This window comes from Klebsiella sp. S69, from assembly GCF_016516145.1.
GTDB lineage: Bacteria > Pseudomonadota > Gammaproteobacteria > Enterobacterales > Enterobacteriaceae > Klebsiella > Klebsiella oxytoca.
This window is the reverse complement of record NZ_JACVUU010000024.1, coordinates 15199-39809: the sequence shown is the minus strand read 5'-3', so window position 1 is coordinate 39809 and position 24611 is coordinate 15199. Positions and strand designations below refer to the sequence as shown.

General features: G+C 56.1%; 22 protein-coding genes and 1 pseudogene. 11 read left to right on the top strand and 12 right to left on the bottom strand.

The genetic code is table 11. The features are described from left to right. Positions 1–5: 5 nt before the first annotated feature. A complete protein-coding gene (gene exbB, locus IAE27_RS21930) occupies positions 6–737 on the bottom strand; it encodes a tol-pal system-associated acyl-CoA thioesterase (RefSeq protein ID WP_004105812.1) in 732 nt (243 codons plus the stop codon). Between the two features lie 251 nt (positions 738–988). On the opposite strand from exbB, the gene metC reads away from it, so the two are divergent. After that, positions 989–2176, top strand: coding sequence for a cystathionine beta-lyase (metC, locus tag IAE27_RS21925; RefSeq protein WP_004105814.1), 1188 nt, complete (start codon positions 989–991; stop codon positions 2174–2176). A gap of 132 nt (positions 2177–2308) precedes the next feature. Further along, positions 2309–2968, top strand: a complete 660-nt coding sequence (gene yghB / locus IAE27_RS21920) for a DedA family general envelope maintenance protein YghB (protein ID WP_004105816.1) — start codon at positions 2309–2311, stop codon at positions 2966–2968. A 43-nt stretch (positions 2969–3011) separates the two neighbouring features. Here the strand turns inward: yghB and IAE27_RS21915 are convergent, their stop codons facing one another. Beyond that, positions 3012–3911, bottom strand: coding sequence for an AraC family transcriptional regulator (locus tag IAE27_RS21915; protein WP_004115613.1), 900 nt, complete (start codon positions 3909–3911; stop codon positions 3012–3014). Between the two features lie 196 nt (positions 3912–4107). Here IAE27_RS21915 and yqhD point away from each other — a divergent pair, with 196 nt between their 5' ends. The 3 genes from yqhD (at position 4108) to IAE27_RS21900 (ending at position 6785) form a co-directional block, all read left to right on the top strand. Further along, entirely contained in the window at positions 4108–5271 is a 1164-nt protein-coding gene (gene yqhD, locus IAE27_RS21910) for an alcohol dehydrogenase (protein ID WP_017145414.1), read from the top strand. A 132-nt stretch (positions 5272–5403) separates the two neighbouring features. Then, a complete protein-coding gene (gene dkgA, locus IAE27_RS21905) occupies positions 5404–6231 on the top strand; it encodes a 2,5-didehydrogluconate reductase DkgA (protein ID WP_004105823.1) in 828 nt (275 codons plus the stop codon). 98 nt (positions 6232–6329) lie between these two features. Beyond that, a complete protein-coding gene (locus IAE27_RS21900; protein WP_004105825.1) occupies positions 6330–6785 on the top strand; it encodes an HIT family protein in 456 nt (151 codons plus the stop codon). Positions 6786–6911: 126 nt separating this feature from the next. Here IAE27_RS21900 and IAE27_RS21895 read toward each other — a convergent pair. From IAE27_RS21895 to IAE27_RS21875, 5 genes and pseudogenes are all read right to left on the bottom strand, one after another. After that, positions 6912–9153, bottom strand: a pseudogene (locus tag IAE27_RS21895) (YgiQ family radical SAM protein); the annotation flags it as partial. A gap of 31 nt (positions 9154–9184) precedes the next feature. Then, on the bottom strand, positions 9185–10597 hold the full coding sequence (ftsP, locus tag IAE27_RS21890; RefSeq protein WP_154022535.1) for a cell division protein FtsP: 1413 nt from the start codon (positions 10595–10597) through the stop codon (positions 9185–9187). Between the two features lie 84 nt (positions 10598–10681). Beyond that, a complete protein-coding gene (plsC, locus tag IAE27_RS21885) occupies positions 10682–11419 on the bottom strand; it encodes a 1-acylglycerol-3-phosphate O-acyltransferase (protein WP_004115619.1) in 738 nt (245 codons plus the stop codon). Positions 11420–11603: 184 nt separating this feature from the next. Continuing rightward, positions 11604–13862, bottom strand: coding sequence for a DNA topoisomerase IV subunit A (gene parC, locus IAE27_RS21880; protein ID WP_004105833.1), 2259 nt, complete (start codon positions 13860–13862; stop codon positions 11604–11606). Positions 13863–14012: 150 nt separating this feature from the next. Then, a complete protein-coding gene (locus tag IAE27_RS21875) occupies positions 14013–14420 on the bottom strand; it encodes a YgiW/YdeI family stress tolerance OB fold protein (RefSeq protein WP_004105835.1) in 408 nt (135 codons plus the stop codon). Between the two features lie 151 nt (positions 14421–14571). Here IAE27_RS21875 and qseB point away from each other — a divergent pair, with 151 nt between their 5' ends. The 4 genes from qseB to IAE27_RS21855 all read left to right on the top strand — a co-directional run bounded on the left by qseB (position 14572) and on the right by IAE27_RS21855 (position 17670). Beyond that, a complete protein-coding gene (gene qseB, locus IAE27_RS21870; RefSeq protein ID WP_070556253.1) occupies positions 14572–15231 on the top strand; it encodes a quorum sensing response regulator transcription factor QseB in 660 nt (219 codons plus the stop codon). Beyond that, positions 15228–16577 (top strand): quorum sensing histidine kinase QseC, encoded by a 1350-nt coding sequence (qseC, locus tag IAE27_RS21865; protein ID WP_017145413.1) that lies wholly within the window; start codon positions 15228–15230, stop codon positions 16575–16577. Before qseB ends, qseC begins: the two co-directional genes overlap by 4 nt. Before the next feature lie 106 nt (positions 16578–16683). Beyond that, positions 16684–17265 (top strand): NAD(P)H-dependent oxidoreductase, encoded by a 582-nt coding sequence (locus tag IAE27_RS21860; RefSeq protein ID WP_154022534.1) that lies wholly within the window; start codon positions 16684–16686, stop codon positions 17263–17265. Between the two features lie 90 nt (positions 17266–17355). Beyond that, complete coding sequence (locus tag IAE27_RS21855) at positions 17356–17670, top strand: putative quinol monooxygenase (RefSeq protein ID WP_004105848.1); 315 nt, start codon at positions 17356–17358, stop codon at positions 17668–17670. 42 nt (positions 17671–17712) lie between these two features. Here the strand turns inward: IAE27_RS21855 and parE are convergent, their stop codons facing one another. Genes parE through nudF form a run of 5 tightly spaced genes read right to left on the bottom strand, consistent with a single transcriptional unit; the run spans position 17713 to position 22117 of the window. Further along, positions 17713–19608, bottom strand: coding sequence for a DNA topoisomerase IV subunit B (gene parE / locus IAE27_RS21850; RefSeq protein WP_004105850.1), 1896 nt, complete (start codon positions 19606–19608; stop codon positions 17713–17715). Between the two features lie 30 nt (positions 19609–19638). After that, complete coding sequence (gene yqiA, locus IAE27_RS21845) at positions 19639–20214, bottom strand: esterase YqiA (RefSeq protein ID WP_004115623.1); 576 nt, start codon at positions 20212–20214, stop codon at positions 19639–19641. Then, a complete protein-coding gene (cpdA, locus tag IAE27_RS21840) occupies positions 20214–21041 on the bottom strand; it encodes a 3',5'-cyclic-AMP phosphodiesterase (protein ID WP_004105854.1) in 828 nt (275 codons plus the stop codon). The genes yqiA and cpdA overlap by 1 nt, the downstream gene beginning before the upstream one ends. A gap of 24 nt (positions 21042–21065) precedes the next feature. Then, entirely contained in the window at positions 21066–21488 is a 423-nt protein-coding gene (locus IAE27_RS21835) for a DUF1249 family protein (RefSeq protein WP_004105856.1), read from the bottom strand. Continuing rightward, complete coding sequence (gene nudF / locus IAE27_RS21830; protein WP_004105859.1) at positions 21485–22117, bottom strand: ADP-ribose diphosphatase; 633 nt, start codon at positions 22115–22117, stop codon at positions 21485–21487. Before nudF ends, IAE27_RS21835 begins: the two co-directional genes overlap by 4 nt. 195 nt (positions 22118–22312) lie before the next feature. On the opposite strand from nudF, the gene tolC reads away from it, so the two are divergent. After that, entirely contained in the window at positions 22313–23773 is a 1461-nt protein-coding gene (gene tolC / locus IAE27_RS21825; protein ID WP_023330044.1) for an outer membrane channel protein TolC, read from the top strand. Between the two features lie 169 nt (positions 23774–23942). Continuing rightward, positions 23943–24611 (top strand): DUF1190 family protein, encoded by a 669-nt coding sequence (locus IAE27_RS21820; RefSeq protein WP_004105863.1) that lies wholly within the window; start codon positions 23943–23945, stop codon positions 24609–24611.

Below are 24611 nucleotides of genomic sequence, written 5' to 3'. Positions count from 1 at the left end.
GAGCATCAACCTACGCGTAATTTCTGGGCGGTACGTACCGGCTTAACGCCGCTGGCGCTCAGGTCCAGATCGCGGCTTTGCAGCAGCAGAACCTGGGCGGCGACATCGCCAAGGGACGCTTTGTAGCTGGCAATCATTCGGGCGAAAATGTTATAGATGACGACCGCCGGAATCGCAGCGAACAGGCCGATTGCCGTGGCCAGCAGCGCTTCCGCGATGCCCGGAGCAACAACCGCCAGGTTAGTGGTCTGGGTCTGGGCAATCCCGATAAAGCTGTTCATGATGCCCCAGACGGTACCAAACAGGCCGACGAACGGGGAAATCGCGCCGATGGTCGCCAGATAACCGTTGCCGCGTCCCATGTAACGACCTACCGCCGCGACGCGACGCTCCAGTCGGAAACCGGTACGCTCTTTAATGCCTTCGTTATCTTCAGAACCCGCAGAAAGCTCAAGCTCATTTTGCGCTTCGTTGATCAGCTGCGAGGTCAGGCTTTTCGCATCGAAACCGTTAGCGATATCGCTGGCCTGGTCGAGAGAGCGTGCTTCAGCAACCAGCTGCTGTTCGCGCTTGAGGCGGCGCTTGCTGGCCAGGATTTCTGCGCCTTTGCCGAAAAAGATAGCCCATGTAACGACCGACGCCAGAATCAGGCCGATCATCACTACCTTAACGACAATATCGGCATGATGATACATACCCCAAACGGAGAGATCCGCCTGCATCAAATTATTACCCACACTGTATCTCCAGGACGTAAATCACAAAATCTGCGCACAATAATATCAAAACGACATCGAATTGATAGTGGTTCTCATTAGTATTTACACTGTGCAGCAAATCACGTTTATTTTCCTTGCGCTTACGCAGTAAAAAAGTTGCTGACCCCGCGGTTAGTAAAATTTTTACCTGTATCCGCCGTGACCCGGTACATCAACGGGCATTCATGATAGTTTAGACGTCCAGACGTATAAAAACAGGTTATCTGAACATGGCTGATAAACATCTTGATACTGCGCTGGTTCATGCCGGGCGCAGCAAAAAATATACTCAGGGCTCGGTCAACAGCGTGATTCAGCGCGCGTCATCGCTGGTTTTCGACACCGTCGAAGCGAAAAAGCACGCCACCCGCAACCGCGCCAAAGGCGAACTGTTCTACGGTCGTCGCGGGACGCTAACCCACTTCTCCCTGCAGGAAGCGATGTGCGAACTGGAAGGCGGCGCCGGCTGCGCCCTCTTCCCCTGCGGCGCAGCGGCGGTCGCAAATACTATCCTGGCGTTCGTCGAGCAGGGCGATCATATTCTGGTAACCAACACCGCCTACGAGCCGACCCAGGATTTCTGCACTAAGATCCTCGCCAAACTCGGCGTAACCACCGGCTGGTTCGACCCGCTTATCGGCGGCGATATCGCCCGTCTGGTACAGCCGAATACCCGAGTGGTATTCCTCGAATCGCCCGGCTCCATCACCATGGAAGTCCATGATGTCCCGGCGATCGTCGCGGCGGTGCGCAGCGTCGCTCCGCAAGCCATCATTATGATCGATAACACCTGGGCGGCGGGAGTACTGTTCAAAGCGCTGGAGTTTGGTATCGATATCTCTATTCAGGCCGGAACCAAGTACCTGATCGGCCATTCCGATGCGATGGTCGGCACTGCGGTGTCCAATGAGCGCTGTTGGGCGCAGCTGCGGGAAAATGCCTACCTGATGGGGCAAATGGTGGATGCCGATACCGCCTATATGACCAGCCGCGGCCTGCGCACCCTGGCCGTCCGCCTGCGTCAGCATCATGAGAGTAGCCTGCAGATTGCCGAATGGCTGGCACAGCATCCACAGGTAGCGCGCGTGAATCATCCCGCCCTACCCGGCAGCAAAGGCCATGAGTACTGGAAGCGGGACTTCACCGGTAGCAGCGGTCTGTTCTCTTTCGTGCTGAACAAACGCCTGAGCGATGCCGAGCTGTCCGCCTACCTCGACCACTTCAGCTTGTTCAGCATGGCCTACTCCTGGGGCGGCTTTGAATCGCTGATTTTAGCCAATCAGCCGGAACACATTGCTGCAATCCGTCCTGATGCTGAAGTTGACTTCAGCGGCACGCTAATTCGGGTACATATCGGGTTAGAAAATGTTACCGATCTGCTGGATGATTTAGCGGCGGGCTTCGCGCGTATCGTGTAAAGTGACAGTCAGTGGCAACAATAGCGGACGTTTTTAAGAAAAGCGGCCGCTTTAGTTGCGCCCGGGATCAAGGTGCTCGGGCCTCTTCAGGAGTACACTAAATAAAAAACACGGTACCACTTAGGAAAGTCCATGGTTGTCATTCAAGAAATCGTCGCCGCTCTGTGGCAGCATGATTTTGCCGCGTTGGCAAACCCCCACGTTGTGGGCGTTGTATATCTGGTCATGTTCGCAACCCTGTTTCTGGAAAACGGTCTGCTGCCCGCCTCGTTTTTACCGGGCGATAGCCTGCTGCTGCTCGCCGGCGCGCTCATCGCCAAAGGCGTGATGGACTTTGTACCGACTGTCGCTATCTTAACCGCTGCAGCCAGCCTCGGCTGCTGGCTGAGCTATATTCAAGGGCGCTGGCTGGGTAATACCGCCACGGTTAAGCGCTGGCTTGGGCATCTGCCGCATAAATACCATCAGCGGGCAACCTGCATGTTTGACAAGCACGGCCTGCTGGCGCTGCTGGCCGGACGCTTCCTGGCGTTTGTTCGCACCCTTCTGCCAACCATGGCGGGCATTTCCGGGCTGCCGAACCGCCGTTTCCAGTTTTTCAACTGGCTGAGCGCGCTGCTGTGGGTTGGGGTAGTTACCGGTCTGGGCTATGCGCTGAGTATGATTCCCTTCGTAAAACGTCATGAAGATCAGGTCATGACCTGCCTGATGATTCTGCCTATCGCGCTGCTGATAGCCGGGCTGCTCGGTACGGTTATCGTGGTGATTAAAAAGAAATACTGCAACGCCTGATAGGGTGCCAGGGCGGCGAGGATTTGCCGCCCTGAGATCGTTATTACATCCCCTGTATTGTCCTGATGCGTGCCGCATCCTCTCCCGGCGTCATGCCGAAATAACGCTTAAACTCGCGGCTGAACTGCGATGCGCTCTCATACCCTACCCGCATCGCCGCCGCGCTGGCTTTCATGCCGTCGTGGATCATCAGCATGCGCGCTTTATGCAGGCGATAAGTCTTCAGATACTGTAGCGGGGAGGTGCTGGTAACCGATTTAAAATTATGGTGGAACGCCGAGACGCTCATATTGGCCTCAGCCGCCAGCTGATCGACGCTGAGGTTCTCAGTGTACTGGCTTTCGATGCGCTTCAGCACGCGGCTGATCAGGCTGAAGTGGGTTTGACGGCTGACCAGCGCCAGCAGCGCTCCCCCGCACGGCCCGGTCAGCACGTGATAGAGAATTTCGCGGATAATTTGTTTGCCAAGAATGCGCGCGTCAAGCGGGCGTTCCATCACATCCAGCAGCCGCTCCGCCGCGCACAGAATCTCTTCGGACAGCACCGCAGAGTTGATCCCGCTTGACGCCATGGACGGCTGAAACTGCTCATCCTCCCCGATATCCATCAGCAGTTCTTGCAGTTGAAGAATATCGACATTCAGCCTTATTCCCGCCAGCGGTACTTCCGGGGTGGCAAAAGTTTCGCACTCAAACGGCAGCGGAACCGTCAGCAGCAGATACTCATTGGTGTCATAGCGGAAGGTACGCTCATTGATATAGCCAATTTTATGCCCGGAAAAGAGAAAAACGATCCCCGGCTGGTACATGACCGGCGTACGCGTCCCCGGCTGAGTGCCGTACAGCAGGCGGATATCCGGCAGCAGACCATTAAGCATTTCTTCTTTATCTTTCAGCTGATTAACCTTATGCGTTAATAGCTGGCATATCTCAGCGCGGTTCATTTATCGTGCTTCTCCGAACGTTTTTATACCTTCGCATTGTGCGCACTTCCGGCGAATTTCTCCAGCTACAAAGAGAAATGGGCAAGACAACGGCAGGAATGTGCATTGAGGGGAACGGCCCGCGGGAACACAATGTCCGTCATCTGGCAGAGGTATTGTCTCTGTTGGCGGTTTTATCTATTTGAGGGCACCAGCCATGAATAATTTCGACCTACATACCCCAACCCGCATTCTGTTCGGTAAAGGCGCGATTGAAAATCTGCGCGATCAAATCCCGGCGGATGCACGTGTGCTTGTCACCTACGGCGGCGGTAGCGTGAAGAAAACCGGCGTGCTTGATCAGGTTCTCAGCGCGCTGAACGGCATTGACGTTCGGGAATTTGGCGGCATCGAGCCAAACCCGTCCTACGAAACGCTGATGAACGCGGTGAAAATCGCGCGTGATGAAAAGATCACTTTCCTGTTGGCGGTGGGCGGCGGCTCCGTTCTCGACGGCACTAAATTCATCGCCGCGGCGGCCCACTACGATGCCAGTATCGATCCGTGGGAAATTCTCGAAACCTACGGCAGCAAAGTGGCCAGCGCTATCCCGATGGGCTCCGTGCTGACGCTGCCTGCGACCGGTTCCGAATCTAATAAAGGCGCGGTGATCTCGCGTAAAACCACCGGCGACAAACGCGCGTTTATGTCCACCCACGTCCAGCCGGTGTTCGCTATTCTGGATCCGGTTTACACCTACACCCTGCCGCCGCGCCAGGTGGCTAACGGCGTCGTTGACGCATTCGTCCATACCGTTGAGCAGTACGTCACCTATCCGGTCGACGGTAAAATCCAGGACCGTTTCGCCGAAGGCATTCTCCTGACCCTGGTGGAAGACGGTCCGAAGGCGCTGAAAGAGCCGGAAAACTACGACGTTCGCGCCAATATTATGTGGGCCGCCACCCAGGCGCTGAACGGCCTGATCGGCGCAGGCGTACCGCAGGACTGGGCGACGCACATGCTGGGCCACGAACTGACCGCCATGCACGGGCTCGATCACGCGCAGACGCTGGCCATCGTTCTGCCGGCGCTGTGGAATGAAAAACGCGAGGCTAAACGCGCTAAACTGCTGCAGTACGCCGCTCGCGTCTGGAACATCACCGAAGGTTCTGAAGAAGAGCGTATTGATGCCGCCATCGCCGCAACGCGTGATTTCTTCGAACGCATGGGCGTCCCGACTCGCCTTTCCGCCTACGGTCTGGATGGTAGCTCCATCCCGGCGCTGCTGGCGAAACTGGAGGAGCACGGTATGACCCAACTGGGTGAAAATCAGGATATTACTCTGGACGTCAGCCGCCGTATTTACGAGGCTGCACGCTAATCAACGCCCTCTCCGACGCGTAAACTAGCGCAAAGGAGAGGAGTTTAACTACCGTTTTTAGCTATTTCGTCCAGACTTAATGCTACCCCTCAGCGGATTCTGTCCCGCTGAGTTCATTAACAGGAGGAAGGCATGACACATCCAACCGTTATAAAACTACACGACGGCAACCTGATGCCGCAGCTGGGGCTCGGCGTGTGGAAAGCAGGCAACGAGGAAGTCGTCTCCGCCATTCATAAGGCGCTGGAAGTCGGTTATCGCTCATTTGACACCGCCGCCGTATACCAGAATGAAACCGGCGTCGGCAATGCACTGAGCAGCGCAGGCGTCGCCCGCGATGAGCTGTTCGTCACCACGAAGCTGTGGAATGACGATCAAAAGCAGCCCCGTGAAGCGCTGCAGGAAAGCCTTAAAAAACTCAAACTCGACTACGTCGACTTATACCTCATTCACTGGCCGGTGCCGGCTACGAACCATTACGTTGATGCCTGGAAAAGCTTAATTGAGCTTCAGCAGCAAGGGCTGGCGAAAAGCATCGGCGTCTGTAATTTCCAGGTCCACCATCTGCAAAAAATCATTGATGAAACCGGCGTCGCCCCGGTGATAAACCAGATTGAACTGCATCCTCTGCTGCAGCAGCGTCAGCTGCATGCCTGGAATGCGACGCATAAAATTCAGACCGAGTCCTGGAGCCCGCTGGCACAGGGCGGTGAAGGGGTATTCGATCAGAAAATTATTCACCAACTGGCGGACAAATACGGCAAAACGCCGGCGCAAATCGTCATCCGCTGGCACCTCGATAGCGGCCTGGTGGTGATCCCGAAATCCGTGACGCCGTCGCGCATCGCCGAGAATTTTAACGTCTGGGACTTCCGTCTCGATAAAGATGAATTGAGTGAAATCACTAAGCTGGACAAAAACAAACGCCTCGGGCCTGACCCGGATCAGTTCGGCGGCTAATCCTTCCTGCTCCGTCGGATCCCGGCGGAGCATCGCTTTTCAGTCCGGCTAAAACCACGTACATTTATGGCTTATTGCAATCAAATGGATGCGTGCTGATGAGCTGTATTTTCTGTCAAATTGTTGAGGGGAAAGCCCCCTGCCACAAGGTGTGGGAAGATGAGCACCACCTCGCCTTTCTCTCCATTTATCCAAATACCGACGGTTTTACGGTCGTGATCCCGAAGAAGCACTATCCCAGCTATGCGTTTGATATGCCGCCGCAGGCGCTGGCCGACCTGGTGCTGGCGACGCAGAAGGTGGCAAAGCTTCTGGATAAATCCTTCGACGACGTGGGACGTACGGGGATGTTTTTTGAAGGCTATGGCGTTGACCATGTCCACAGCAAACTCAGTCCAATGCACGGCACCGGGGATATGTCCCAATGGCGGCCGATCGAGTCGCGTCAGACTAAGTTTTTTGCGCAATATGAAGGCTATCTCTCCTCCCACGATCACGAGCGGGCGGATGATGAAAAGCTGGCAGCGCTGGCGGCCAGAATCAGAGAAGCATAGCCATAGAATTTGCTTTGCCGTTTGGCAAGCGGCTGACCGGGCCCGGGATGATCAGGTCCGGTCAGCGAGGCACCACCGGGCAATACTGCAGGCTTAACGACCGGCAACCTTGCCGCGTTTTACGGGCTTCTTCGCCGTCGCCCCGCCGTTCGAACGCTGGTGCACAATCGGCGTATGCTTCGTCAGCGCCGGTCGGGTATGGCGGTTCTGGCGACGCGCCTCGCGCATTTCTTCCAGCGTCGGCGCCGGTACCAGGCAATCGCGACGGCTGCCGATCAGGTGCTTTTTACCCATCGTTTCCAGCGCCTGACGGATCAGCGGCCAGTTGGCCGGATCGTGATAGCGCAGCAGCGCCTTGTGCAGGCGGCGCTGTTTGTCGCCCTTCGGCACCACCACATCCTCACTCTTATAGCCAATCTTACCCAGCGGGTTCTTGCCGGTGTAATACATGGTGGTCGAGTTCGCCAGCGGCGACGGATAAAAGTTCTGCACCTGATCCAGGCGGAAACGATGCTGCTTCAGCCACAGCGCGAGATTCACCATATCTTCATCTCGCGTCCCCGGGTGGGCGGAAATAAAGTATGGAATCAGATACTGCTCTTTACCCGCATGCTTCGAATAAGTATCGAACAACTGCTTAAAGCGATCGTAGCTGCCCATACCCGGCTTCATCATCTTCGACAGTGGCCCCTCTTCGGTATGTTCAGGAGCAATCTTCAGATAACCGCCGACGTGGTGGGTGGCCAGCTCTTTGATGTAGCGCGGATCTTCAACCGCAATGTCGTAACGAACGCCGGATGCGATGAGGATCTTTTTGATGCCTTTAAGATCGCGGGCGCGACGGTAAAGGTTAATCGTCGGCTCATGGTTGGTGTCCATATGCGGGCAGATATCCGGATAAACGCATGACAGGCGGCGGCAGGTCTGCTCGGCGCGCGGCGACTTGCAGCGCAGCATATACATGTTGGCCGTCGGGCCGCCAAGATCGGAAATAATACCGGTAAAGCCGGGCACCGTATCGCGAATCGCTTCGATTTCATTGATGATCGAATCTTCGGAACGGCTCTGAATGATCCGACCTTCATGCTCGGTAATCGAGCAGAACGAACAGCCGCCAAAACAGCCGCGCATGATGTTAATGGAGAAGCGAATCATCTCATAGGCCGGAATGCGGGCATCGCCGTAAGAAGGATGCGGAACGCGCTTATAGGGCAGCGCAAACACGCTATCCATCTCTTCGGTTGAGAGCGGAATGGCGGGCGGGTTAATCCAGATATAGCGCTCGCCGTGCTTCTGCATCAGCGCCCGGGCGCAGCCGGGGTTAGTTTCATGGTGCAGAATGCGCGAGGCATGCGCGTAGAGAACTTTATCGCCTTTTACTTTCTCAAAGGAAGGCAGCAGGACGTAGGTCTTCTCCCACGGCTTAGGACGCGGCGGCTGAACGGTAACGCGCTTCGCTTCCTGCTTTGGCGGCGCGACGGTTTTGTTATCCGCGCACGGTAGATCTTCACCGTACGGATGCGGGATCGGGTCGATTTTGCCCGGCGTGTCCAGACGCGTGGAGTCCACCCCGCTCCAGCCAGGCAGCGCTTCCTTCACCATGATGGCGGTGTTGCGTACATCGCGAATTTGCCCGATAGGCTCGCCGGCGGCCAGACGGTGCGCCACTTCCACCAGCGGACGCTCGCCGTTGCCGAACATCAGCATATCGGCCTTAGAGTCCACCAGCACCGAACGGCGCACGGTATCGGACCAGTAGTCATAGTGCGCGGTACGGCGCAGGCTGGCTTCGATACCCCCGAGGATCACCGGGACATCTTTCCATGCCTCTTTGCAGCGCTGAGTGTAGACCAGCGTAGCGCGATCCGGGCGTTTACCGGCCACGTTACCCGCCGTGTAGGCATCGTCATGGCGCAGCTTACGGTCGGCAGTGTAGCGGTTGATCATCGAGTCCATGTTACCGGCTGTCACGCCGAAGAACAGGTTCGGTTTACCCAGACGCATAAAGTCATCTTTGTTGTTCCAGTCCGGCTGGGAAATAATCCCCACGCGGAATCCCTGGGATTCCAGCATGCGTCCGCAAATCGCCATCCCGAAGCTCGGGTGATCGACATAAGCATCGCCAGTCACCAGGATGATGTCGCAGCTATCCCAGCCAAGTTGATCCATCTCTTCTCGCGACATTGGCAGAAAAGGCGCGGGGCCAAAACAGGCGGCCCAGTACTGCGGCCAGGAGAAAAGGTCACGATCCGGTTGGATCAGGGATATTGCGCTCATATTGCTTCCGGGGAAAATGATAAAAAAATAATCAAAAAGGGCGGCGATTATAAGCCGGAACGATGGGAGAAATGAAGGAGGTTTTTCCAATCCCGGCCAGCAGCAGGCCGGGACAAAATAAATTACGGCGCCGGATTCACCAGAATCTGGCCAATGGAGCCGCGGTCGGCAAGCTCCAGCGTCTGGCTTAAGTACTGGAACGGAAAGTGCGGCCAGGAGGGCTGGTTGTAATAGACCAACAGCTCAACCTGCCCGTCGATCCAGACGGTATCCTTCCAGCCGCGGTCTTCCGGGAACGGCGCAGAACCGTTCACATTACGCACCTGGAACATGACGCCTTCAATATGGAACGACTGCGGCCGGTCGGCGCGCACCGTCCAGCGCTCCCAGGTTCCCTGCTGCGCCGTAATATCAATACGCTGCGGATCCCACAGCTGGCCGTTGATTCCCGGATCGTCGCCAAGCGTAATATCGCGGCTGCGGATCGGCGCGCCGGCCAGCATTTCCGTAGGCAGCAAGCGCACAGGCAGGCTATCGGTCACCAGCGGCAGCAGGCCCGTCGGGCGCAAAGTCAGAATCAGCGTTGAAATCAGGATGCTCGATGGTTCGAAGAAACCGCGAATACGATCGACGATACTCGCCGCTTCCCCGCAGGTTATCGACACCTCATCGCCGTTGGTCATGTCGACCAGGATTTCGCGCCGTTCGCCCGGAGCCAACGACAGCTGCTTCAGCGAAACCGGCGCCGGAAGCAGCCCCTGGTCACCGGAGATGACGTGCAGCAACCGACCATCGCTCATCTGCAGCTGGTAGCGCCGGGAGTTAGACGCATTCAGCAGACGCAGGCGCACCCAGCCGCGCGACACTTCAACAAAAGGCCCCTGCACGCCGTTCACCAGCAGCGTATCGCCAACGAAGCCGCCGCTGCCGGGTTCGCTATATTCAGGCGTACCGAAGTTATCCAGGCGCTTGTCCTGAATAATCACCGGGAAATCATCCACACCGTAGTGGTTAGGGATCGGCAAATTCTTGCTAACCTCATCTTCTACCAGCCACATCCCGGCAAGACCGTTATAAACCTGTTTCGCCATATGGTTTGGCGTGTTGGCCTGATACCACAGCGTCGCCGCGCTTTGGCGGATCGGCAGCACCGGAGCCCAGTCGGCGTTGGCGGACATCATACGCGCCGCACCGCCAATCAGCGGACCGGGAACCTGCAGACCGCGTATCGTCATCGCGACGTTTTCCGTCAGGCGGTTGCTGTAGATCAGCTTCACATCGTCGCCGTTCCAGACGCGGATGGTTGGCCCCATGTAGCGGCCGTTAATCCCCCACACCGATGCGCGGGTGCCCGGCGTAAACGACCAGTGCGTACGCTGTAGCGTCAAAAATAGCGGCTGCCCGCGGCGGGACTCAAGCAAAGGAGGAATCGGCAGCGCGGGCTGCTGACCAGCAGCCTGTGCCTTCAGCGGCGCGGCGCCTGCGCACAGCGCTACGCCTGTAGCCTTAATGAACTGACGCCGACTGAGTGACATATTAACTCCATGAGACACTGACTAATGAATAAGGGAATTCTTTTCCCGCCAGCAATACGCGCGCCGTTTGCGGCGTTTCCGGTGTTATTTCTTGCCGGCCGCTTCGCGTTCGGCAACTTCTTTATCCAGCTCGGCAATTTTCGCGGACATCAGCTCGCGACAGTGCGTCGCCAGCGCGCGGACGCCCTCTTTCCCGTACTGGCTGGTGTCGACCGGCGGCAGCATTTCGACAATCACCAGACCGTTATTCAGGCGATTGAGCTTAATTTTATTCGAAGTATTAGACACGCATACCGGAATAATGGGTACGCCCGCCGCGATAGCCGCATGAAAGGCACCGGTTTTAAAAGGCAGCAAACCGCGACCGCGGCTACGAGTCCCTTCCGGAAACATCCAAAAAGAGATTTTGCGCTTTTTAAATGCGTTCACGACTTCTGCAATGGTGCCGTGCGCTTTTGTCCGGTTATTGCGGTCAATCAGTAGATTCCCCGTCAACCAATAGAGCTGGCCGAAAAAAGGGATCCACGCCAGGCTTTTTTTACCTACCGTAACGGTCGGCGGCTGTACGATATTCGATGCCGTCACCATATCATAGTTATTCTGGTGGTTAGCGATATAGATAGCGTTACCGTAGCTTTCGGCATCGGCAGGCTTGCGGAGTTCAACCTTCAGACCGAAGACCGGCGACAGCTTGCCAAAAAGGTGACCGAAGGTGGCGACGTGCTTAGGATTACGCGGACTGAACAGACAATAGATACAGCCGAAGATGCACACCAGAATACAGTAAATGACAACGATAATTAGTCGAAAAATAAATAGCATAGCTACCTCTAAAACCCAAACCGCTTAGAATTATACTCGCTGTTTAGCAAATGATTGACGCCATAGCGCAATTCAGGCCGGGCACAGGTTCCCTGGGAGCACATTGTTAATCGCAATGCCTGAATAAACAACGTTTTTGCGGTAAATATTCACCTCCCCCGCCTCACCGCGAGGGAGGTGCATCTTACTCTTCGCTACCGCCCGCAGAGGCGCGACGCGGAGAATCAATCTCTATCCGATCGATTTTCTGCAATCCGCGCATCAGAGAGCCGCGGCGGCCGCGCTCGCCGGTCACTTTTTGCAGCTCTTCCGGACGGAGTTTAATTTTCCGCTTACCGACATGAATAGTCAGCGTACTTTGCGGCGGCAGGACAAACAGATGCGCCAAGCCATCCTGGCCCGCAGCCGCTTCCGCCGACGGAATATTAATAATCTTGTTGCCCTTACCTTTCGACAGCTGCGGCAAGTCACTGACCGGGAACATCAGCATGCGGCCGGCAGCGGTAATGGCCAGCAGCATGTCCGATTCGTCTTCTATTACCAGCGGCGGCATCACGTGCGCGTTATCCGGAAGGCTAATCAGCGTCTTACCGGCACGGTTGCGCGCCACCAGATCGTTGAAAGTACAGATAAATCCGTAGCCTGCGTCGGAAGCCAGCAGCAGTTTTTGATCATCGGCTTCCATCAGCATATGTTCAACCGTCGCCCCCGGAGGCAGCGTCAGCTTACCGGTGAGCGGCTCGCCCTGACCGCGCGCGGACGGCAGGGTAATCGGGTCAATCGCGTAGCTGCGCCCGGTAGTGTCAATAAAGACCACCGGCTGATTGCTCTTCCCTTTCACGGCCGATTTAAAACTGTCGCCCGCTTTATAGTTCAGCCCCGGCGCGTCAATATCGTGACCTTTGGCGCTGCGTACCCAGCCGCTCTGCGACAGAACGATAGTCACCGGCTCAGACGGCAGCATATCGTGCTCGCTCATCGCCTTGGCTTCTTCGCGCTCGCGCAGCGGCGAACGGCGATCGTCGCCAAAGGCGTCGGCGTCGGCCTGCAGCTCTTTCTTCAGCAGGTTATTCATCTTGCGTTCAGAGGCCAGGATGGCCTGCAGGTTGTCGCGCTCTTTTTCCAGCTCGTTCTGCTCGCCGCGAATCTTCATCTCTTCCAGTTTGGCGAGATGGCGCAGTTTTAACTCCAGAATCGCTTCCGCCTGGGTCTCGCTGAGGCCGAAGCGTGACATCAGCGCCGGTTTCGGCTCATCTTCGTGACGAATGATCTCGATAACTTCATCGATATTCAGGAACGCCACCAGCAAACCTTCAAGAATATGCAGGCGCTTGAGGACCTTTTCCAGACGGTAGCTGAGACGACGGCGCACGGTATCGCGACGGAAGGTCAGCCATTCCGAGAGGATTTCCAGCAGGTTTTTAACCGCTGGACGGTTATCGAGCCCGATCATATTCAGGTTGATACGATAGCTCTTTTCCAGATCGGTCGTCGCGAACAGGTGGTTCATCACCTGCTCCATATCGACGCGGTTAGAGCGCGGGACGATCACCAGGCGAGTCGGGTTTTCGTGATCCGACTCGTCGCGCAGATCATCCACCATCGGCAGCTTTTTGTTGCGCATCTGGGCGGCGATCTGCTCAAGCACGCGGGCGCCGGAAACCTGATGCGGCAGCGCGCTAATCACCACCGCGCCGTCTTCTTTGGCCCATACCGCGCGCATCCGCACCGAACCGCGGCCATTCTGGTAGATTTTGCGGATTTCGGCACGGGGGGTAATGATTTCCGCTTCGGTCGGGTAATCCGGCCCCTGCACGATATCCAACAGGTCATCCAGCGAGGTTTGCGGCTTTTCAATCAGGGTAATGGCCGCCCGGGCCACTTCACGCAGGTTGTGCGGCGGAATGTCCGTCGCCATCCCAACGGCAATGCCGGTAGTACCGTTTAGCAGAATATTGGGCAGGCGCGCAGGCAGCATCTTCGGCTCCTGCAAAGTGCCGTCGAAGTTTGGTACCCAGTCAACGGTGCCTTGCCCCAGTTCGCTCAGCAGCAGCTCAGCATACTTCGACAAACGGGATTCGGTATAACGCATTGCGGCGAAGGATTTAGGATCGTCCGGCGCCCCCCAGTTTCCCTGACCGTCAACCAGCGGATAGCGGTAGGAGAAGGGCTGGGCCATCAGCACCATGGCTTCATAGCACGCGCTGTCGCCGTGGGGATGGTATTTACCCAGCACGTCGCCGACGGTGCGGGCGGACTTTTTGAACTTCGCGCTGGCGTTCAGACCCAGTTCAGACATCGCATAGACGATGCGACGCTGGACCGGCTTCAGGCCATCGCCAATAAACGGCAGCGCCCTGTCCATGATGACGTACATGGAGTAGTTAAGGTAGGCGTTTTCCGTAAATTCATGCAGCGCAAGGCGCTCTGCCATATCGCTCATTAATCGTGAATCCTCAATCTGCGTACCGGCCGTTCGGACGGCAAAACTACCGGCGATAATACCCTATCTGACGCCCTGAGTCACAGGGCGTTAGGCCGGTTGAGGAATTCCGTGAGCATCCTTCAGTTATGGCTGAAGGCGATTCGCAAATTAGGGGGTGATTTTACGAATCTGCTTTACATCGATCTCCACTGAGTTCCAGTCTTTATCGACTTCGCCCTGGATCTCTACCGTATCCTGCGGTGTAACGGTCACGCCGTTCCAGCGCTTGTGATCGATATCGACGTTGACGGTGCCGGAGCTGTCCTGGAATTTATACAGATCATCGGAAATACGCTCCACGATTTTACCGCGCAGGGTCACCCAGGTATCGTCACGCAGGCTTTTCGCATTCGCAACCGTCGTTACGCTCCCGTTCGGGCCAATAAACCCGCCATTTTGCGAGGTTGTCTGGCTGGTTTGCGTGGAGCCAGGGCCGGAAAATCCGCCCTGTTCAGCAGCCAGTACCGGCATGGAAACTAAAGCGATGATGGCGGTCATTGCGGCGATTTTCTTCATGATGTGTTCTCCCTTTGTGTTTATATCGTCACTATTACACCGGGCAAAACTTAACAACTTCTTAAGCGGAAAAAATAAATTTTATTCCTGTACAGGGCGCGCCGCAACGCGCTTTACTGCTGGAATAGCCGAGGGATACAGGAGCAGGAGAATGCGTATTTTATTGGTGGAAGACGATAAACTGATCGGTGACGGCCTCAAGGCAGGGCTGACAAAAATGGGATTCAGCGTCGACTGGTTTACCCGCGGTGAGGAAGGAAAAGCCGCATTGTACAACGCCCCCTATGACGCCATTATTCTGGACCTGACCCTTCCCGGCATTGATGGGCTGGATATCCTGCGCGAATGGCGCGACAAAGGCCGCCATGAACCGGTACTGATCCTTACCGCCCGCGACGCGCTCAGCCAGCGGGTTGAAGGGCTTCGGCTCGGCGCCGATGACTATCTATGCAAACCCTTTGCGCTGATTGAAGTCGCCGCCCGTCTGGAAGCGCTGATGCGCCGCGCCCACGGCCAGAGCAGCAGCGAGCTGCGGCACGGCAGCGTGGTTCTCGACCCGGGCCGGCTCACGGCCACCCTGCACGGCGAAAGCCTGGCGCTCAAGCCAAAGGAGTTTGCTCTGCTGGAGCTGATGATGCGTAACGCCGGACGCGTGCTGCCGCGTAAGCTGATCGAAGAAAAACTCTACAGCTGGGATGACGACGTTTCCAGCAATGCGATAGAGGTGCACGTCCACCATCTACGCCGTAAACTCGGCAGCGGTTTCATTCGCACCGTTCACGGTATCGGCTACACCCTGGGGGACGCATGAAACGACTGGGCAAACTGAGCCTGCGCGTTCGCCTGACGCTCCTTTTCCTGCTGCTGACCAGCGCCGCATGGGGCATCGCCAGCTTTGTGGCCTGGCAACAAACGACCGATAAGCTGGATAAGCTCTTCGATACCCAGCAGCTGCTATTCGCCCGCCGCCTTAGCGCAATGAATTTTGACGAGCTTCACACTCTCTCTTCGCAGGTGCGAGAGAAGAAGAAGGTCAAGCACGGTCATCTCGACGACGACGCGCTGGCTTTCGCTATCTTTACCACCGATGGCAAGATGGTGCTTAACGATGGCGAGAATGGCCAGGATATCCCGTGGGGCCGCAATCGGGAGGGATTCAGCGACGGCTATCTGCGCGGCGATGACGACGAGTGGCGTTTTCTGTGGCTCACCACCCGCGACGGCCGCCATCGTATCGTTGTCGGCCAGGAGTGGGATTACCGTCGCGAGATGGCGCTGGATATCGTCACCAGCCAGCTCACGCCCTGGCTGATTGCGCTGCCGCTTATGTTTTTGCTACTCATCGTGCTGTTAAGCCGGGAACTGGCGCCGCTGAAAAAGCTGGCCAACACGCTGCGCGCCCGGGCGCCGGATTCCGCCGAAACGCTGAATAATAAAAACGTGCCCAATGAAGTTCGCCCGCTGGTCGACGCGCTAAATCAGCTGTTTATCCGCACGCATGATGCCATGATCCGCGAGCGTCGCTTCACATCCGATGCGGCCCACGAACTGCGCAGTCCGCTGGCGGCGCTGAAGGTGCAAACTGAAGTAGCCCAGCTTTCGAAGGACGATCCGCAGGGGCTGGATAAAGCGCTGGCGCAGCTTCACCAGGGTATCGATCGCGCAACCCGCCTGGTCGATCAGCTTCTGACTTTGTCGCGCCTGGATTCGCTGGCGCAGCTGGACGATATCCAGCGCGTCGCCCTGGACGACCTGCTGCAGTCGGCGGTGATGGAGATGTACCACCCCGCTCAGCAGGCTGGCGTTGAGCTGCGTCTGCATCTGAATGCGGATAACGTCGCACGCACCGGCCAGCCGCTGCTGTTAAGCCTGCTGGTGCGCAATCTTTTAGATAACGCCGTACGCTATAGCGCCGCCGGAAGTCAGGTCGATATCACGCTTGAAGCTGGTGAATTTCGCGTGCGCGATAACGGCCCGGGTATTAGCGCCGAAGCCCTGGCGCGTATCGGCGAGCGCTTTTATCGCCCGCCGGGACAGGAACAACCCGGCAGCGGTCTTGGGTTATCCATCGTCAAACGTATCGCCGCGCTGCACGGAATGACGGCCAGTTTCGGCAACGCCCGGGACGGCGGATTCGAAGCGCGCATTCGCTGGTAGCGCTATTATTGCTAAAAAAGCAAAAGACTTTGCACATTTTGCTCATTTTACCGCTCTGCCCGACGGGGTAACATGACTCACAAAATTGAAAGGTTGAGGATAAAAAATGAGCAACATTCTGATTATCAACGGTGCGAAAAAATTCGCCCACTCTAACGGCCAGCTGAACGACACCCTGACCGAGGTCGCGGATGGTTATCTGCGCGACGCCGGGCATGATGTTAAGGTCGTCCGCGCCGAGAGCGAATACGATGTAAAAGAAGAGGTGCAGAATTTTCTCTGGGCTGACGTGGTTATCTGGCAGATGCCGGGCTGGTGGATGGGCGCGCCCTGGACGGTGAAAAAGTACATCGACGATGTCTTTACCGAAGGTCACGGAGCGCTGTACGCCAGCGATGGCCGCACCCGCTCCGATGCCAATAAGAAATATGGTTCCGGCGGCCTGATTCAGGGCAAAAAATATATGCTGTCCCTGACCTGGAATGCGCCGATGGAAGCCTTCACCGAGAAAGATCAGTTTTTCCACGGCGTCGGCGTCGACGGCGTTTACCTGCCGTTCCATAAGGCTAACCAGTTCCTTGGGATGAGCGCCCTGCCGACCTTCATCGCCAACGATGTGATCAAAATGCCCGATGTTCCGCGTTATACGGCAGAATATCGCAAGCATCTGGCGGAAATTTTTGGTTAACTGTACTGAGTTATGAAAAGACGACAAGCGCGGCTACTCTGGCGGCTGCTTGAAGTATGATGAGAATACACAGAAGGAGTTGAGTTAACCATGTTGACAGTGATTGCTGAAATTCGCACTCGTCCGGGGCAACACCATCGTCAGGCGGTGCTGGATCAGTTCGCAAAAATTACCCCGACCGTTCTCCAGGAAGAGGGCTGTCACGGCTATGCGCCGCTGGTGGATCACGCCGCTGGCGTCAGTTTTCAGACCACCTCGCCGGACTCCATCGTCATGGTCGAGCAGTGGGAAAGCGTCGCGCATCTTGAAGCGCACCTGCAGACTCCGCACATGAAAGCCTACGGTGAAGCCGTTAAAGGCGACGTGCTGGAGATGAATATCCGTATTCTGGAATCCGGTATTTAAGCGCACAAAATAAATCGGCCAGTTCCCTGGCCGATTTTTTTATTACCCGTCCAGCTCAGCCAGATCGCCCTTCTCTTGTAGCCAGTTACGCCGATCTTCAGAACGCTTCTTCGCTAACAGCATGTCCATCATGGCAGTCGTCTGCTGTTCGTCCTCATCGTTGATAATCAGCTGCACCAGACGGCGGGTATTAGGATCCAGCGTCGTCTCACGCAGCTGCATCGGGTTCATCTCGCCCAGCCCTTTAAAGCGCTGTACGTTTGGCTTACCCTTCTTCCGCTTAAGCTGTTCCAGCACGCCGGTTTTCTCTTCTTCCGTCAGCGCATAATACACCTCTTTACCGAGGTCGATACGGTATAGCGGCGGCAGCGCCACGTAAACATGGCCGTGTTTAACCAGATTACGGAAGTGTCTGACGAACAGCGCGCACAGCAGGGTTGCGATATGCAGACCGTCGGAGTCGGCATCCGCCAGAATACAAATCTTGCCGTAGCGCAGCTGGCTCAGGTCGTCGCTATCCGGGTCGATACCGATGGCGACAGAAATGTCATGCACTTCCTGTGAAGCCAGTACTTCATCGGAAGAGACTTCCCAGGTGTTAAGGATTTTACCTTTCAGCGGCATGATCGCCTGATATTCGCGATCGCGCGCCTGCTTGGCAGAACCGCCCGCCGAATCCCCTTCCACAAGGAACAGTTCGGTTCGGTTCAAATCCTGGGCGGTGCAGTCCGCCAGCTTGCCGGGCAGCGCCGGACCGCTGGTTAGCTTTTTGCGCACCACTTTTTTCGCCGCGCGCAGGCGACGCTGGGCGCTGGAGATCGCCATTTCCGCCAGCAGCTCTGCCGACTGGACGTTCTGGTTTAGCCACAGGCTGAAGGCATCTTTGACGACTCCGGAAACAAACGCGGCGCACTGGCGTGAAGAGAGGCGCTCTTTGGTTTGCCCGGCAAACTGCGGATCCTGCATCTTCACGGAGAGTACGTAGGCGCAGCGCTCCCAGATATCTTCCGCCGACAGCTTCACGCCGCGCGGCAGGATGTTCCGGTATTCGCAAAACTCGCGCATGGCGTCCAGTAAGCCCTGGCGCAGGCCGTTAACGTGGGTTCCGCCCTGCATGGTAGGAATCAGGTTGACGTAGCTTTCGGTCAGCAGCTCGCCGCCTTCCGGCAGCCACAGCAGCGCCCAGTCGACCGCTTCGGTATCGCCAGAGAAGGTGCCGACGAACGGTTTTTCCGGCAGCAGAGGCAGGCCGTTAACCGCTTCGCTAAGATAGTCGGTCAGGCCATCGGCGTAGCACCAGCGCTGCTCGCTGTCGTTGACCAAATCGCGGAAAACAATCTCTACGCCCGGGCAAAGAACGGCCTTGGCTTTTAACAAATGCGAAAGGCGCGAGACGGAAAAACGTGGGCTATCAAAAAAGCTTTCATCCGGCCAGAAATGAACGCTGGTCCCGGTATTGCGCTTACCGCAGGTGCCGGTCACGTGGAGATCTTCCACTTTGTCGCCGTTTTCAAAGGCGATGCTATAGACCTGACCGTCGCGGCGCACATTCACTTCAACGCGTTTCGATAAGGCGTTGACCACTGAAATCCCGACGCCGTGCAGGCCGCCGGAGAACTGGTAGTTCTTATTGGAGAACTTCCCTCCCGCGTGCAGGCGGCAAAGAATCAGTTCAACTGCCGGAACCCCCTCTTCAGGGTGGATATCCACCGGCATTCCGCGTCCATCGTCGATAACTTCCAGCGACTGATCGGCATGGAGAATGACCTCCACGCGTTTCGCGTGACCGGCCAGAGCCTCATCCACGCTGTTATCAATAACTTCCTGACCAAGATGGTTTGGTCGTGTGGTATCCGTGTACATTCCCGGACGGCGGCGAACCGGCTCTAGCCCGGTGAGTACCTCAATGGCATCAGCGTTATATGAAGATTGCGTCATGGTGTGTATTCGTAGGTCGTTCCGAACCGCTTAGCGCAGGCCCAGAAAATCGATAATCTGAGTGAAATGATCTTCAAAGCCAACAAATGCGTGATTACCGCCCTCCTCTACCGTTTGTCGGCAGGAGGCGAAATAATCAACGGCCTGGCGGTAATCAAGCACTTCATCGCCCGTTTGCTGTAATAACCAGATTAAATCCGGCGCTTCCAGCGGGTCAATTTGCATGACTTTGAGATCGTAAATATGGCGTGACTCTAGCACATATTGCTGCCCCGTGTATGGATTCTCATTGGGGCCCAGGAAATTGTTCAGCAGCTCGAACGGGCGCACCGCAGGGTTCACTACCACCGCGGGCAGCATAAAACACTGCGATAGCCAGGTCGCATAATATCCCCCCAGCGAGGAGCCGACAACGCCCAGCGGTTCGCCGCCGTGTTCCAGCACGAGGGCCTCCAGATATTCTGCCGCTTGCGCGGGATAAACCGGGAGCTCCGGTATCACCATAGAGATGTGGGGATAAGTCCGCGCCAGCCACTCTTTCAGCGCAGTCGCTTTTGCCGACCGCGGTGAGCTGTTAAAACCATGCAGGTAGAGAAGCGTAGACATCAGTATCCTTCTGAAGCGATATCCGGGTGAAATTTCACGCCTTCAAGGCGGCAAACTTCAGTGGTCAAGGTGCCGTCAGGATGCAGTTCCAGCCAGCGCCAGCCTGGGGAGACGGTATCGAGCGTGAAGTTAGCGCAGTGCGGCTTAAACTGCACGCAGGTGGATGGCGTGGCCATCATTCGCCGCCCGTTCCAGTCAAGGTCCAGCTCCTGGTGAATATGACCGCACAGCAGATGCTTAACGCGAGGAAAAGCAGCCAGCGCGCAATCAAGCGCCCCGGCATTGCGCAGGCTATGCTGATCCAGCCAGCTACAGCCTGACGGCAGAGGATGATGGTGTAACAGCAGCAGCGTGTAACGCTCAGGAACCTCCGTCAGCTTCTGCTCAAGCCACTCCAGCTGGAAATCGCTCAGCTCGCCGTGCGGCACACCGAACACCTGGCTGTCCATCAGCAATATTTGCCAGTGGTCGCCCAGCAATACGCGTTTAGCGGGGGAAATACCTGATTCCTGCAGCGTGCTGTACATCGCCGGTTGAAAATCATGATTGCCCGGTAGCCAGACGCAGGGTGCAGCAAAACTCGCGATGCCTTCAGCAAAATGCTGATAGGCCGCGGCGGAGTGATCTTGCGCCAGATCGCCTGTGGCAACAATCAGGTCGCATTCTCGCTGAGAGGCGTGGATAGCATCCAGCACAGCCTGATAGCTTTCCCAGGTATTGATACCTAACAGCGTTTCGTGTTTTTCAGCAAACAGGTGAGTATCAGTAATTTGTAATATCCTGACTCTGGCCTCACCAGCCAAAGGTAGGTTTAACAGGCTTTCCAAATGGTGTCCTTAGGTTTCACGACGCTAACAAACCGGAATCGCCATCGCTCCATGTGCTAAACAGTATCGCAGCCAATCGGCCAGAAACTGATTAATTTGATGCTTTTCGTCGCGTTGATGCAACTTTTTATTAGGATAATCATACCGCGCTTTGAAGCGAAAGATCTGCTGGCTTGAACACACTTCAGCGACCATTGCATCGTGATAGAGCCGTACCGTCATTGACGGCAGACTCCAGTAGCTCACCGCTGGCAGAGTCTGTTCAATCGCCACTAAGGTAGTGTAGCGGGTCGATTCGACGATCGTTAATCGGTATTGCGCATTGCCCACCTGGTAACTCACCTTTTCTCCCGCTGCATCCGTTCGCGGCAACAGGCGGCGCAGCTGAGCAAAATTGGTTTCACACAGGCGCATCATTTCAGGGAAGTCAGGTGTATAACGCTTCATTTTGTCCACTCGTTTCGTAAATTGTGATAATGCAGTTGCAGCCATTGCAGCGCAATGACAGAGGCTGCGTTGTCGATTTTCCCCTCTTCTACCCACCGATAAGCCTGTTCCCGGCTTACCACATGGACACGAATATCCTCATTTTCATCGGCCAGTCCGTGAATCCCCTTTGCCGTCGTTGCATCGACTTCACCCACCATAATAGACAGCCTTTCGCTGGTGCCGCCGGGGCTGGCCAGGTAACTCAGGACCGGCTTAATACGGCCGACATTAAGCCCGGCTTCTTCTACCGCCTCACGGCGGGCGACATCTTCAGGCGACTCGCCTTCTTCAATCATGCCGGCGACCATTTCGAGCAGCCACGGGCTCTCACTGGTATCATACGCCGCAATACGGATCTGCTCGACGAGCACCACTTCATCACGCACCGGGTCAAAGGGTAGCAAGACTGCTGCGTGACCGCGCTCAAAAATTTCGCGGGTCACCTCGCCGCTCATCTCACCGTTAAACAGGCGGTGGCGGAAACGATATAAATCGAGCGAAAAAAAACCACGATAGAGCGTTTCGCGTGCAATAATTTCTACATCGTTTTTAGAGAAGGTAATCTCCTGCTGATTGACATTACTCATTTCGATATCCTGTAGAATATGAAGTTATGAATTTATAGACGGTGTGGCTACCGTTTTATGGCGCGTATGTTAGATTGGTGCAAATTACCGCCCCATGGCACATAACGCCAACTTTTTACGGTAACAGACTCTATACAATCAGCGATTATTTTTAGAATTTGAGTAGCGCTAAATGCTTCACAACAAGGAATGCAAATGAAGAAACTCTTTCCCATCCTTATCGGCCTGGGCCTGACTGGCTTCAGCGCCATGAGCCAGGCAGAAAACCTGCTGCAGGTTTATCAGCAGGCGCGTATCAGTAACCCTGATCTGCGTAAATCAGCAGCCGATCGTGATGCCGCATTCGAGAAGATCAACGAAGCGCGTAGCCCATTACTGCCGCAGCTCGGTCTGGGTGCGGATTATTCCTATACCAACGGATTTCGCGACAGCAACGGCGTTAACTCCAACGTCACCAGCGGCTCGCTGCAGCTCACGCAGGTCCTGTTCGATATGTCAAAATGGCGAGCGCTGACGCTGCAGGAAAAACAAGCGGGTATTCAGGACGTCACCTACCAGACGGATCAGCAATCGCTGATTCTGAACACCGCAACCGCCTATTTTAAAGTGCTGGCCGCGATCGACACGCTCTCCTATACCGAAGCGCAGAAACAGGCGATTTATCGTCAGTTAGATCAGACCACCCAGCGCTTTAACGTTGGCCTGGTTGCCATCACTGACGTACAAAACGCCCGCTCGCAGTACGATGCTGTGCTGGCGAATGAAGTCACCGCGCGCAACGATCTCGATAACGCCGTTGAAGAACTGCGCCAGGTGACCGGCAACTACTATCCAGAACTGGCGTCGCTCAACGTGGATGGTTTTAAAACCAACAAACCGTCAGCCGTTAACGCGCTGCTGAAAGAAGCGGAAAGCCGTAACCTGTCGCTGCTGCAGGCGCGTCTGAGCCAGGATCTGGCGCGTGAGCAGATTCGCCAGGCGCAGGATGGTCATCTGCCGACGTTAAGCTTGTCCGCCTCAAGCGGCGTGTCAAACACCAGCTACGACGGCTCAAAAACCCGTGATAATGCGCAATACCGAGATAACGATGCCGGTCAAAACAAAATCGGCCTTAGCTTCTCCCTGCCGTTGTATCAGGGCGGAATGGTGAACTCTCAGGTTAAACAGGCGCAGTACAACTTTGTCGGCGCCAGCGAACAGCTGGAAAGCGCCCACCGTAGCGTGGTGCAGACCGTTCGTTCATCTTTTAACAACGTGAACGCGTCTATCAGCAGCATTAATGCCTACAAACAGGCCGTGGTTTCCGCGCAAAGTTCCCTGGATGCTATGGAAGCGGGTTATTCGGTAGGTACGCGTACCATCGTCGATGTCCTGGACGCGACCACTACGCTGTATAACGCAAAACAGCAACTGTCCAACGCGCGTTATAACTACCTGATTAACGAGCTGAACATCAAATCCGCACTCGGTACGCTGAACGAGCAGGATCTGGTTGCGCTGAACAATACGCTGGGCAAGTCTATTCCGACTTCACCGGATAGCGTCGCGCCGGAAAATCCTCAGCAGGATGCCAGCGCCGACGGCTACAGCAACACCGCCGCGGCAAAACCAGCATCAGCACGCAGCACCAGCGGCAGCAATCCGTTCCGCCAGTAGTCCGCTTGCGTCGTCCGCGCTTCGCTTACCCACACGGGTAAGCGAAGCGTTAAACGTAAGGCAACGTAAAGATCTCCCGCTTTCCACCCCTATTCGCTTCATTTTCCACCACTCATCCTCTATCCTGAGCGTTAACAAAACGCATACCACTGGGTCCAGGAAGACAATCATGAAACGGACAAAAAATATTAATCACGCCTCCTTTCGCAAAAGCTGGAGCGCGCGCCATTTAACTCCCGTTGCGCTTGCCGTTACGGCCGTGTTTATGCTCGCCGGTTGTGAACAAAGCGATGAAACGGTTTCTCTTTATCAAAATGCCGATGACTGCTCTGCCGCCAACCCGAGCAAAGCCGCAGAGTGCACCACTGCCTACAATAACGCGCTTAAAGAAGCGGAACGTACAGCCCCTAAATACGCCTCCCGCGAAGACTGCGTCGCCGAGTTCGGTGAAGGTCAGTGCCAGCAGGCGCCGGCTCAGGCCGGTATGGCTCCGGAAAACCAGGCTCAGGCGCAAAGCAGCGGCAGCTTCTGGATGCCGCTGATGGCTGGCTACATGATGGGCCGGATGATGGGCGGCGGAATGGGCGCTCAGCAGCCGCTGTTCAGCTCAAAAAACCCGGCCAGCCCGGCCTATGGTAAATATACCGACGCTGGCGGTAAGAGCTACGGCGCAGCGCAACCGGGCCGTACCATGAACGTGCCGAAAACCGCAATGGCGCCAAAACCGGCCACCACCAGCACCGTGACGCGCGGCGGATTTGGCGACTCGGTCGCCAAGCAGTCAACGATGCAGCGCAGCTCGGCGAGCTCCTCTTCATCACGCTCGATGGGCGGCTAA